Here is a 12,858-nt window from a genome sequence, read left to right on the forward strand (position 1 = left end):
AATTTCATATTTATAATTTAAATAATATTTGAAATGTTTTTTGGGATTGATCAAGAGGAGTTTTTATATGAACAAATACAAGAGCTTGATTTATGAAGAAAGAGAAGCTTTAAAAGTATTTATATTATTATTCTATATTATATTCTTTCTATATGACGTTATCTATTATTTCGTTTATCCTGCTATAGATATTAATGAAGCAAGGATAGGGTGGCCAGAAGGTGGTATGGGAATAGGGGTATATATATTAGTAATATCTTTATTTCCTATTTCAATATATCTTCAAAAACAAGGCTATGTATATTTTGTAAAATATTTATTTTTAATTGGGTACATGCTTATTGATCTTATTAATAACTTAATGATTTATTTACACAGTGAACGTGTTTTTGAAAATGGAAACATGGTTGAAATATTGTTAATTTTATTTGCACCGATTTTCGTGAATAGAAAATATTTTTATTTAGTTTCCTGTAGTGTAATTGGAAAATATGTATTTTTTACGTTTATATTACAAGATGTAAAAGTTGTGATTCCGCTTGTTTTATGTTTATTCTTTTTTATTATTTCACATTCTTTGTTAAAACGATTTCAGTCTTATGTAAGGACAGTTGTTGAGATGATGAACAATATGAAAGAGACAGAAAATTTAGCAGTTAGTGGGACTATGGCTACAACAATTGCCCATGAAATTCGAAATCCATTAACGGCTTTAAAAGGATTTACACAAATCCAAAAAGAAAGAAATCCTGCAGATGCGATGAGTTATGAAATTATGTTACAAGAGATTGAGAGGATTAACGGATTCGTTAGTGAATTGATGTTATTGGGAAAACCGAAGCCAACAAATTATGAATGGTGTAATATAAAGGAAATCCTTTTATATGTTGTGCAGTTAATGGAAAGTTATGCAACTCAGTATAAGGTGAAATTTCATTTGCAAGTAGATGGGAATTTACCCGCTATAAATGGTGATGATAAGCAATTAAAACAAGTGTTGTTAAACATTATTAAAAATGGAATAGAATCGATGCAAGAAGGTGGAGACATTCATATTCGTGCATTCAAAAAAGCTGGAGATAATTTGTGTATTTCTGTTGAAGATCAAGGTTTTGGTATAGAGAATGAGAAAATAGAGAAAATCGGAAAGGCGTTTTATACAACAAAGGAGAATGGTACAGGCCTTGGGTTAATGATTACATACAAAATCATTGAGGAACATCAAGGGAGTATCGCGATTCAAAGTAGTATGGGCGTAGGAACGAAAGTGGAAATTTATTTACCAACAGTGTAGTACATTTGAAGAAATTATTTTTCAGAAAAGTGTTCTTGTTGTGTAAATATAAACATTTTATAAAATGTTTAAAGAAGGGTTTTTTTTATAAAACACTTCGTTTATAATGGAGGAAAATATCGACATGCAGCTTTTAGCTCGTGTAACGGTTCGGTAGTGTTATGAAAAGAAAAGAAGGGGTGCGGGGCGCATCCTTTTTTCTATGCAGATATGATGAAAGGGGTGGTATGATGGAATTAACATTAAATTCAACTGTATGTTTACACACGATTCAATTTCGAAAAGAGCAAAAGAATTATATTGTAAAAGATACGATTACAGGGGAGACATATGAAATGCCGCCACTTTGGATTGATGCACTAGCAATGATGCGTGACGGTTTTTTATTGAGAGAAATTGAGGAGAAATTAAAAGAAGAGTATCCGGCAGAAGAAGTAAATATGCTAGCATTCACGAGGCAACTGTTAGAACTAGAACTTGTCGGAATGGTAGATGGAGAAGAGATAGCTTGTACAAAGAAGAAAGATAAAGATTATTTAGCTTGGGTACGTCCAAGGGTGGAACAATTCTTTCTTAACTTAAATAAAAAATATAAAAGCAAAGGTCAAAAGTGATCTTTGCTTTTTTAGTGCAATACAAAATAGGTATTCACCCAAATAAAGATTTTCGCATATTGTAGCTTATGTAAGTAGAATGCTGCGAAGGAGTGAGTGCAGTGACAGGGAATGTATTGAATTATTATGCCGGTGGAAATACAGCTAGAGGATTTCACAACTTATACGAAGAGAATTTGAAGGGGCTAGACAGGTTGTTTATTTTAAAGGGAGGCCCAGGAACGGGAAAATCTTCTTTAATAAAGGCAATAGGGCGTGAATGGGTAGATAAAGGGTATAATATTGAATTTTTACATTGTTCTTCTGACAATAAATCAGTTGATGGTGTGATTATTCCAAAATTAAAAGTAGGGATTGTTGACGGTACATCACCGCACGTTATTGAGCCGAAAATGCCTGGAGTTGTTGAAGAGTATATAAATTTAGGCGTTGCTTGGGACTCCGATAAATTAAGAAAGCAAAAATTAGAAATTGAACGATTTGTTTCAGAGGCGAGTAAAGCCTTTCAAGCAGCTTACGGGTATTTTAAAGAGGCGCTGGTAATACATGATGAGTGGGAGAAAATATATATTAGTAACATTGATTTTAATAAAGCAAACGAATTAACAAATCAGCTTATACAGAAATTATTTACAGATAAAAGTGGAAAAAAATCGATTGTGAAACATCGATTCCTAGGAGCTGCTACACCGAAAGGAGCAGTTGATTTCGTTCCTAATTTAACGGAAGGGCTCCCGCATCGCTATTTTATAAAAGGGCGCCCAGGTTCTGGAAAATCAACGATGCTTAAAAAATTAGCAAAGGCAGCAGAAGAAAAAGGGTTTGAAGTAGAAGTATATCATTGTGGATTTGATCCGAATAGTCTCGATATGATTATCGTAAGAGAATTGGGATTTGCAATTTTTGATAGCACCGCACCGCATGAATACTTTCCAAGTCGCGAGGGTGACGAGGTTATTGATATGTATGATCTCATTGTTACACCAGGGACAGATGAGAAGTATGCTACGGAAATTCGTGACGTATCAATTCGGTATAAAACAAAAATGAATGAGGCGATGTCTTTCTTAGCAAAAGCGAAATCAGTCCGTGATAAATTAGAAAGAATTTATATTTCTGCTATGGATTATTCAAAAGTGGATGCATTTAAAGAGGAGATTCAAAAAGAGTTTGAACGCATTGCGGCTACTGTAATGGAAAAGAAAAAATAGGTGCTTTATTGAGCTGTCAGAAATTGTCTGACAGCTGTTTTAATATATAGTAAAATCAGTCGTATATTTGTCGAATTTCCAGGGGAATAATCAAAATATGGAGATGGTATGAAATGAGAGAGAAAATTGAATTAGAACTAGAACGAATTGAAAAAGAGAATGATGTAAAAATTTTATTTGCTGTGGAATCGGGAAGTCGGGCGTGGGGGTTTCCATCGAAAGATAGTGATTATGATGTTAGGTTTGTTTATATACACCCTGTAGAATGGTATTTATCAATCAATGATAAGCGTGATGTAATCGAATATCCAATTAGTGATGATTTAGATATAAGTGGTTGGGATATTAAAAAGGCATTGCAACTGTTTGCAAAGTCAAATCCAGCGTTACTTGAATGGATTCGATCGCCGATTTTTTATTCGAAAAACTCGAACCTTCCAGAACAGCTTCAGCAAATGAGTGAAGAGGATTTTGATCCGAAAGCAACAATATATCATTACTTACATATGGCTTCAAAAAACTATCGGGAATTTTTGCAAGGTGAGAATGTAAAGTTGAAAAAGTACTTTTATGTATTACGTCCTATTTTAGCTTGTAAATGGTTAGAGGAGAAATCGACTTTGCCTCCTGTAGAATTTGATCGATTGATTACAGAATTATCATTAGAACGTAGCGTATTAGATGAAATTAAAAAGTTGTTAATAAAGAAAAAGGCGGGTACTGAATTAGATATTGGTTTGAAAATTAATGTGTTGAATCAATTTTTAGAAGAACAAATTAATTATTATCAACAATATGTGAAAGGAATTGAAAAGGGATTAGGAATGGACATAGAGAACTTAAATACATTATTTCGAAATATGTTGTTTGAAGTATATGAAAAAGAGCACAAATAAGTTTGTGCTCTTCTTTATTTTTTACTCGTTATCAACTCGTTTCAATGGTTGATCTGCTGGACCTTCGATAACGTCTCCATCGATTGAAAAACGAGATCCGTGGCAAGGGCAATCCCACGTACAATCACCGTTATTCCATTCAACTTCACAGCCGAGGTGCGTACAAGTCGTGTCGACGATATGTAATTTTCCTTCTTTATCTTTATAGGCACCTGCTCGTTTACCGTTAACATGTACAACAGAGCCCTCGCCAACTTCAAGATCTTCTGGTTTACGTAATGCGGCTTCAATTTTCCCTTCAATTAAATGTTTGGCAACATCAATGTTTTGAGAAAGGAATGTTTTTATATCTGGATTTGCATGAAAGCGTGATGGTGCAAAAAGTTCTTTATATGGACTTTGGATTTTTAGAATGGAGTCCTTCAGTAAATGGGCTGCTGCGGTTCCAGTTGTCATTCCCCATTTGCGATATCCAGTTGCAACAAATATATTTGGATTTCTTTCGTTAATATGTCCGATATAAGGGAGCTTGTCTAGAGTAATCAAATCTTGCGCTGACCATCTATAGGGAACTTCATCTACTCCAAAAGTTGCTTCAGCAAAAGAATATAGTGCTTCATAATGAAGCATCGTATTTATTCCTTGTCCTGTTTTATGACTTTCTCCGCCAATTAAAATTAATTTTTCACCATTGCTTGTTATAGAGCGTATGGAGCGTTTTGGATCATCGATACTTAAATACATGCCCCCTGGATAATCTGTTTTTGCTTTTATTGCAAGAGCATAGGAGCGTTCTGCGTACATTCGCGTAAAGAAAAAGCTATTGGCATCATAAAAAGGGAAATGTGAACAAGAAACAACATATTCACAAGTGATGCGATGGCCCTCCTTTGTAATTACTTGTGGATAATCTCCCTTTTCCACATCCATAGCTGTTGTTTGTTCATAGACCTTTCCACCCATCTCCACAAACTTTTCTAAAAGTATTTTCAAATAAAGGAGGGGATGGAATTGTGCTTGATTTTTCATTACAAGTGCAGATTGTACGGGAATAGGAATCGATAGAGATTGAACATAGTCACAAGGTATATTTAATTTTTGATAAGCTTCATATTCTTTCGATAAATTTCTTAATCCGTTATCAGTAGTTGTATATAAATATGAATCTTCATTTGAAAAATTACAGTCGATTTTATATGTTTGCACAGTGTCATTTATGAATTGTAGAGCATGATTATTTGAATCGTAGTAAAGTCTGGCCTTTTCAACACCGAAATGATTTATTAATTCGTCGTAAATAAGATCATGTTGTGCTGTTACTTTCGCCGTTGTATGTCCAGTCGTCCCGTTTAAAATAAGGCCAGAATCAATTAACACAACGTCGATGCCTTCTTTCGCGAGTAAATAGGCAGTAGTAATACCTGTAATACCAGCACCGATAACAGCAACTTTCGTCTTTATATTTTCGGATAAACGAGGGAAAGTAGGAAACGGAGTAGAGTCAATCCAATAAGATAATGGCAATTGTGGAAATGTATCACTTGTCATTGCGGAAACCTCCTGATTTTAGAACAATTTTCCTTTTAATATTTCCATATTATATGGAATTCATGTATGTTGTTTTAGTAGCATCCTATTTTTATTAAAAGAAATATAAAATTATTTTAATATAATTATTTTGTTGGGGCAGTATGAGGAAGTAGGATTTATATAAAGCTAAATTTAAGTGATGCCATTTGTGGATTATATAGAGAGTTCTTGAATAAGATAGAGTCTATGGAGTTTAATTGGATGTATATGTATAGCGGATAAAGCCTTGTGAAATCTATACTTTTTCTTTAGTGCAATAAAGTGTAATTATAAAAATATAACCAACTTTTATTACTAGGTCATAAAAGTTGTTGACAATATAGAAATTCTATTGTTATGATTCATCATGTGGAAAGGTTGATAGAGAGTAAAAAGAGAAATGTTTTTCATTGATAATAAAAGCGAAAAATAAGTGACGGTAGAGTGAGTATATTTTCCTTATAATAAATGCTTTTTGGATCACCTAGTAAAATCAATCTGGAAGCAAGAATTAATATATGCAAGTTGCGCAGGGCGCGGCATAAGAAAGGGGCAAAAGGATGAAGGAGCTTCATACGTTTGGGTGGTATGCAGCACGTGTATCACCACATTTGCCGAAAAAAGCATTTAAACCAGTGCCTACTCGTTTATTTGGTGGACTGGCTTATTTACTTGTGGCATTAGCGGGGTTAATAGCGATTGGTGTATTTGAATTGAATGTGTGGGCAAATCTAGGAATTGCGATTGTTCTCGGATTATGTTTTGCTTCACTTGGGTTTTTAGGGCATGAAATTTTACATGGAACAGTTGTAAGAAAGGCATGGCTTCGTGATTTCTTAGGCGCGATAGCATTTATGCCATTATCAACTGGCCCAAAACTTTGGAGAAAGTGGCATAATGCAACGCATCATGTTCACACACAGCATGAAGAGAATGATCCAGATGCATGGCCAACATTTGAGAAAATGAAAAAGAGTAAGTTTTTGAGTTGGGTATATCGCATGCCTCTTCATGTACGTTCATTCTTCAGTTTTCTGTCATTAACAATTCAATTTACGTTACATTCGACTCGAATGTTCTTTCATTTTATAAAAGAATTTAAGTCATCCAATCAAAAATCTGTATGGCTACAACTTCTTTTGCCTTGGACAGTTTGGATTAGTTTATTGTTTATTATGGGACCTGCAAAGTGGTTCTTTGCATATGTGATTCCGTTGTTAATTGCTAACTTTATTGTAATGGCATATATCGCAACAAATCATCGCTTAAATCCAATTGTTCCAGTAAATGATCCGTTAGCAAACTGTTTATCAGTAACAGTGCCGCGCTGGGTAGACGTTTTACATTTCAATTTCTCATACCATACAGAACATCATCTGTTTCCTGCTATGAGTTCTAAATACTATCCATTAGTAAAAGATAAAATTAAAGAAATGTGGCCGGAACGCTATCACGAAATGCCGATGACAAAAGCATTGGCAGCGCTTTGGAATACACCACGTGTGTATTATCACGGAAGTGAATTAGTGGATCCGCATAGGGAGCATTTCTATGGTTCTTTAGGAAATGGACTAGATCCTCATAATATTTCATATCGTGAGGAACATATAGAGGAAAAAGAGAATATAAAAAAAGCAAATCAATAATAGATATATTTTACGATGAAAAAGCAAGCTCTCTTAGAGCTTGCTTTTTGTTATAAAGAAACTTCTTTCTTGTTCCTTGTCTTGACGTGGACAGAGTTGTTTTCTTTCCGTTGTAGTCGTTTTTCTAGAAGACTAACAAGATAAGTAAATAGAAGAACTAGTGCGAGATAGTATACACCAACAATGATATATGTATCTAATTGCTGGAAGTTACCTGCGGCAATTGATAAACCGGATCCCCATAATTCGGACATACCTACGTAAGCGACAAGTGAAGAATCTTTTAATCCAATAATAAATTGGTTCCCTAGAGGGGGAAGAGACAGACGAAATGCTTGTGGTAATATAATTCGGCGCATCGCTAAAGGGTAAGGCATCCCTAAAGAGCGAGCAGCTTCTAATTGTCCCCGGTCAACGGATTGAATGGACCCGCGGAAAATCTCAGTAATATATGCACCGTTATGGATTGCTAAAGCAATTGCTCCTGCCCAAAAAGGGGTGAAAACAATAACAGATGTAATACCGAAATAGAGAATTGCGATTTGAACAATTAAAGGTGTACCACGAATAATGGCGATATAGACATGAGCAATACTATTTAAAACCTTATTGTTAGAGATTCGAAAGAAAGCGACTAGTAATCCAATTAGTGAACCGAGTAATAGGGATGTTAATGTTAATTGTAATGTGACAATAGTAGCCTTTAAGAGTGTGGGATAGGTAGAGATAAAAATTTCAAACATATGTGTCACCTCATATTGTATGGATTTTATTAAGGAATGAAATGCCCCACATAAAGTGAAACTTTAATCAGTGGGGGAGATCCCCCCGCTGATTATTAGTCTTCACTAATCGGGCATGTACGGGCAGTTGAGCCCCTATCTAACTTCTTTGTTTTACAACCAAATTTTGGAGTTGAGGTTTTACTGCCCGCAAATAGCGGGGTGAAAAGTGGGGCATGATGTATGAAATTTTTGAATAGCTAACTTACTTTGTTTTTGCCTCGTCTCCAAGAATATTACGCCCAAACCATTTCTTACTAATCTTTTCATACGTGCCGTCTTTAATGATTTCATCTAGCGCTTTATTTACCTTTTCGACCATGTCTTTATTGTCTTTATGAATAGCAATTCCCATTTCATCAAGGTTTAACGGTTTTCCAGCTTCTTTTATATTTGATTTACCTTCTTTAATCATACGAAGACCAACCATTTGATCAGTAATAACTGCGTCTACACGTCCTGGTTCTAAGTCCATAAGTGCAGTAATATCACTATCATATTCTGTAATTTGATCTGTATATTTTGCAACAAGGGTTTTGAAAGTACTTGCTTTTACAACCCCTATTTTTTTACCTTTCAAGTCCTCTGGAGAAGAGATAGATGTATTCTTTTTAGCTACAAAAATTTGTGCACCAGAGCGATAATATGGATTTGAGAAATTCACGGCTTTTAATCGTTCTTCTGTAATTGCCATACTTCCTAATATCACATCATATTTTTTTGATTGTAGACCTTGAATCAATGTTTCCCAAGGATTTGTAACAGGAACAGGTTTCATTCCCATCTTTTTCGCAAGAGCTTCACCTATTTCTACATCAAAACCGACAAGTTTCCCGTCATTTTCTTTATAGTTAAAAGGTTTGTATAAACCACTCATCGCATAACGAAATTCTTTTTCACCATTAGATGAAGTGGTAGAGCTTTCCTTACTACAGGCTCCTAGTATGAAGGATGTACATAATGTAATGCTCGCAACAATGGTTAATAGTTTTCTTTTCATAAAACCCCTCCTATATATTGATCATACGGATTGTGTTCAATATGTTATGGAGATATTTTATTTGGACAATTAGTTGAGCCCCGTATGAATGCATTTCTTTACGTTTGAAACAGAAGTTACATTATAAAACGTTGCGTAAAAATTGCTTTGCCCGTTCATGCGATGGAGCGGAAAAGAATTGTTCTGGCGGAGCATCTTCCACAATTTTCCCGTCATCCATAAAGATGACGCGGTCAGCTACATCTCTTGCGAAATTCATTTCATGAGTAACAATAACCATTGTCATTCCTTCTTCAGCAAGTTCTTTCATAACTTGCAATACTTCTCCAACAAGTTCAGGGTCTAAGGCTGAGGTAGGTTCATCAAATAGCATAATTTTAGGATTCATGGCAAGAGCTCGTGCGATCGCAATACGCTGTTTTTGACCACCGGAAAGAAGGTGGGGAGTTACATCTGCTTTATCTTGTAGGCCGACTTTTTGTAGGAGTTGATTTCCAATCTCCTTTGCATTTGCTGTCTCCAATTTTTTTACGTGAATAGGTGCTTCTATGATGTTTTCTAGTGAGGTCATATGAGGAAAGAGGTTAAAGTGCTGAAAAACCATACCGACATTTTCACGGACTTTGTTTAAATTTGAATGCTTTGGATCAATTCGCTCACTTTGTAAGTGAATTTCACCTTCATCGTACATTTCTAAAAAGTTAAGACAGCGAAGTAATGTACTTTTGCCGGAACCACTGGCACCGATTAAAACAACAACTTCTTTTTCTTTTACTTCTAAATCAATTCCTTTTAAAACATCAAGTGAGCCGAATGATTTTACTAGATTTCGAACTTGAATCATACAAAACCCCCAGTCAAAAATATATTTACAAATGTTGCCCCTTATTTCTGTTATTAGTCATAAATTGTCAGAATCCTCTATTTTTTTCACGGGATTTGATATTTAAGGAAATAATGGTTTTAAAAATCTCTATATCTTTCTATAGCGAAAATATGGATAATAATATATAGGTAGTACATATATTGGTTATAAAAAGGGGGAAAAAGAGATGGAAAAAGAAAGGAAAACATTTTCCTTTGGTTTACGTACACAACTTATGCTATTTACTACAGTTTTAGCTTTCATTACATATTCAACAAGTTTATTTTTTATTTACGTTATATACGATTATTTTCAAAGTTATGTAAGTCAGACTGTTTATAATATTATCGTTATGCTGTCAGGTGTAATATGGTCGGGCATTTTAGCGTATGGGGCAGCAATTTATTTAATTAAACCACTTAGGAAGTTGGAAGAAGCTGCAAGAAAAGCGGCTGAGGGTGATATTCGTGAAGATGTACCATTGCCAAAGACAGATGATGAAATTAAATCTTTAAGTGTTGCATTTAATATGATGCTAGGGAATTTAAGAGGTATGGTAAAAAATATTGATACTACATTTTCTTATACAAATAATCAAGTTCAGCAAATTAGAAAACAAACAGAGGAAGCGACCAAGCAAGCGCAAGGTGTGTCCGAAACTCTTGCAGAGATTTCTTCCGGCGCTGAGCAATCAGCGGCGTCAATCCAGGCGATTGTTTCTGCCGTTGATACGACAACTTCTATTGCGAGTGAAGTAGAAGAAAAAGCAAAACAATCTGATGAGTTGTCTTCAGAAATGGTTCAAGCTTTAGGACAAAGTACTCGTGTCTTTACTTCTTTAATTCAAGGTATTCAAACATTGGCGAAAGAAAATGAAGATTCAATGCAAAATGTACAGAAGTTAGAAGAAAGAATGAAACAAGTAGAACATATTGTGTCTGTTGTGAGTGAGATTGCTAGCCAAACTAATTTATTAGCACTAAATGCTTCCATTGAGGCAGCTCGTGCAGGAGAGCATGGAAGAGGTTTTGCAGTTGTGGCAGAAGAAGTTCGTAAGCTTGCTGATGAAAGTGATCATTCTGCCAGAAACATAGCGCAATTATTACGGAATATGCAAGATGAAGTGCAACAAGTCGCGATGAAAATGACTGAGCAAGTAAAGACAGCTAAAGAAGAGGCGAAACGCGGAGAAGCTACAGAATTAATTTTAAAAGAAATGTCATCAAGTATTATGGAAGTCGCCGATGCAACTCAGCAAATTAGTAGTTATATGAATGAACAAGTGGGTCACATTCATCAAACAGGAGCACAAACAAAGGCTGTAGCGGCAATTGCTGAGGAAACATCAGCTGGTTCACAAGAAGTGGCACGTGTGACGATGCAACAGTCTAAAAATATGGTAGTAATTGATCAATTATTAAAGGATTTAGAGAAGCAATCAGCCGATTTAAAACAAACAATTGAGAGATTTTCAATGTAAAAGGGAAGAACAGTATTCTGTTCTTCCTTTTTACGTATGAAAAGGAGGGATGCTTTGTTGAAAATGAAAAACATTGCATGGATCATATAAGGTCTTCACCTTACGTAGTCTTTGAAAATTAGAACCATAATAACTAATTTGCCAATTTTTGATGTCGATATCGGGCCAGTTGACATAGTCACCTAGTGTATAAGGATCTAAGCTTTCTCGTAAATCTTTAACCCAGCGTATATTTTTATTTTCTGCATCGTCGCATTTCCAAGAAGTAATATATTCTTGCGCAATAATCGCTTTACGATGGAAATAAGCTGTTTCAGTGGGCGGAATATTTTCAACAGCACCTACAAGTGATTGATGCCAAATACTCGCATCTTTATTTGGGGTATGAGAAAGAAAGTGCTGCATAATTTGAATACCTTTCAGGGGAATAGGTTTATATACGTAGGAACCAGAGCGCTTGAAATTTTCAGGGATATTACCGCTATTAAAAAATTGAACAGCCTCTATATAAGGAACTTCATCTATAAAGAGAGAGGGATTACCAGTTTCAAGAAGAGGAGATAATAGAGGGTAGAGTTCAGAAGGAGGCCCAACAAACTCACCTTTTACTTCGATTTTATTGCGTTGTTTGGAGAATAATTCAATTGATGAAGTGAGACGTTCATCTATATAAGGTGCCCAGTTTTGCCAAGCTTGAAATGCAGCAATAAAGTCATCCCATTCCCATGTAAGCGAGAAAATTGATACATTTTTTATAGGATGGACTCGAAAAGTTAAGGAAGTAACAATTCCAAAGTTTCCACCACCACCACCGCGGCATGCCCAAAACAGGTTAGGGTTTTCCTTTTCATTGGCACGAATGGTTTTTGCACTAAACTTTCCACATGCTTGTACCATTTCGACTTCTAGCAATTGATCACATGTTAGTCCAAATAAGCGTGAAAGCATGCCGATGCCGCCGCCAAGTGTTAATCCAACAATTCCAACACTTGCACTTGTACCAGCTGGTATTGTAACGCCATGTTTCCAAAGTTCCTTATAAACAGCGCCTAAATTTGCACCAGCTTCAATTGTTGCTGTTAATTTCCCTGTATGAACAGTAATTCTATTCATTTCACTTACATCAATAATAAGTCCACCATTTAAAAGAGAGAAATTTTCGTAACTATGACGTCCACTTCTTAAGCGAAATGGTATATGACGTTCGCGTGCCCATTTTAAGGCGTTACACACATCATTTTTATTTTGGCAAAAAACAATAATACAAGGGAGTTTTGGAATACTTAAATTTAAATTCATTCGGGCTACGTCATAGTCAGGGTCTGAGGGCACAACGATACGACCTGTTAATTTTGTTTGTTTCAATTTAACACTCCTTTCTAAAATAATCAGAGCTTTGTATTAATGTATGAGAAGTGTATGTAACGTGCGTGGACAAGAGCAGGTACAGAATGAGATTTCCCTTTGTGAGAAATAAAGTGAAACTTTAATCAGTGGGGGG

At 35.2% G+C, this 12,858-nt stretch carries 11 protein-coding genes and 1 pseudogene; 7 read left to right on the forward strand and 5 right to left on the reverse strand.

Going from position 1 to position 12,858, the window contains the following annotated elements; all coding sequences use genetic code 11:
- The first annotated feature begins 67 nt into the window (after positions 1-67).
- From QUF93_RS04440 to QUF93_RS04455, 4 genes are all read left to right on the forward strand, one after another.
- Complete coding sequence (locus tag QUF93_RS04440) at positions 68-1,294, forward strand: ATP-binding protein (RefSeq protein ID WP_289375211.1); 1,227 nt, start codon at positions 68-70, stop codon at positions 1,292-1,294.
- 230 nt (positions 1,295-1,524) lie between these two features.
- Entirely contained in the window at positions 1,525-1,908 is a 384-nt protein-coding gene (locus QUF93_RS04445) for a hypothetical protein (protein WP_128282646.1), read from the forward strand.
- A 101-nt stretch (positions 1,909-2,009) separates the two neighbouring features.
- Positions 2,010-3,119, forward strand: a complete 1,110-nt coding sequence (locus QUF93_RS04450; protein WP_289357981.1) for a PRK06851 family protein — start codon at positions 2,010-2,012, stop codon at positions 3,117-3,119.
- A gap of 113 nt (positions 3,120-3,232) precedes the next feature.
- On the forward strand, positions 3,233-4,015 hold the full coding sequence (locus QUF93_RS04455; protein WP_289357982.1) for a nucleotidyltransferase domain-containing protein: 783 nt from the start codon (positions 3,233-3,235) through the stop codon (positions 4,013-4,015).
- 21 nt (positions 4,016-4,036) lie between these two features.
- On the opposite strand, the gene QUF93_RS04460 is transcribed toward QUF93_RS04455, so the two are convergent.
- On the reverse strand, positions 4,037-5,563 hold the full coding sequence (locus tag QUF93_RS04460) for an FAD-dependent oxidoreductase (RefSeq protein WP_289357983.1): 1,527 nt from the start codon (positions 5,561-5,563) through the stop codon (positions 4,037-4,039).
- Between the two features lie 581 nt (positions 5,564-6,144).
- On the opposite strand from QUF93_RS04460, the gene desB reads away from it, so the two are divergent.
- Positions 6,145-7,230, forward strand: coding sequence for a Delta(10) desaturase DesB (desB, locus tag QUF93_RS04465; protein ID WP_289357984.1), 1,086 nt, complete (start codon positions 6,145-6,147; stop codon positions 7,228-7,230).
- 50 nt (positions 7,231-7,280) lie between these two features.
- Here the strand turns inward: desB and QUF93_RS04470 are convergent, their stop codons facing one another.
- The 3 genes from QUF93_RS04470 to QUF93_RS04480 form a co-directional block, all read right to left on the reverse strand.
- Positions 7,281-7,973 carry an amino acid ABC transporter permease gene (locus QUF93_RS04470; protein ID WP_002115750.1) on the reverse strand — a complete coding sequence of 231 codons (693 nt, stop codon included), beginning with the start codon at positions 7,971-7,973 and terminating at the stop codon, positions 7,281-7,283.
- Positions 7,974-8,217: 244 nt separating this feature from the next.
- Positions 8,218-9,012: an ABC transporter substrate-binding protein gene (locus QUF93_RS04475; RefSeq protein WP_002115753.1), complete on the reverse strand. Its 795-nt coding sequence runs from the start codon at positions 9,010-9,012 to the stop codon at positions 8,218-8,220.
- A 121-nt stretch (positions 9,013-9,133) separates the two neighbouring features.
- A complete protein-coding gene (locus QUF93_RS04480) occupies positions 9,134-9,856 on the reverse strand; it encodes an amino acid ABC transporter ATP-binding protein (protein ID WP_289357985.1) in 723 nt (240 codons plus the stop codon).
- A gap of 373 nt (positions 9,857-10,229) precedes the next feature.
- Here QUF93_RS04480 and QUF93_RS28985 point away from each other — a divergent pair.
- Positions 10,230-10,367, forward strand: a pseudogene (locus QUF93_RS28985) (HAMP domain-containing protein); the annotation flags it as partial.
- A 63-nt stretch (positions 10,368-10,430) separates the two neighbouring features.
- Positions 10,431-11,357: a methyl-accepting chemotaxis protein gene (locus tag QUF93_RS04485; protein ID WP_434476088.1), complete on the forward strand. Its 927-nt coding sequence runs from the start codon at positions 10,431-10,433 to the stop codon at positions 11,355-11,357.
- A 30-nt stretch (positions 11,358-11,387) separates the two neighbouring features.
- Here the strand turns inward: QUF93_RS04485 and QUF93_RS04490 are convergent, their stop codons facing one another.
- Entirely contained in the window at positions 11,388-12,722 is a 1,335-nt protein-coding gene (locus tag QUF93_RS04490; RefSeq protein WP_289357987.1) for an FAD-binding oxidoreductase, read from the reverse strand.
- Positions 12,723-12,858 lie beyond the last annotated feature (136 nt).

Source organism: Bacillus hominis (assembly GCF_030348325.1).
GTDB lineage: Bacteria > Bacillota > Bacilli > Bacillales > Bacillaceae_G > Bacillus_A > Bacillus_A hominis.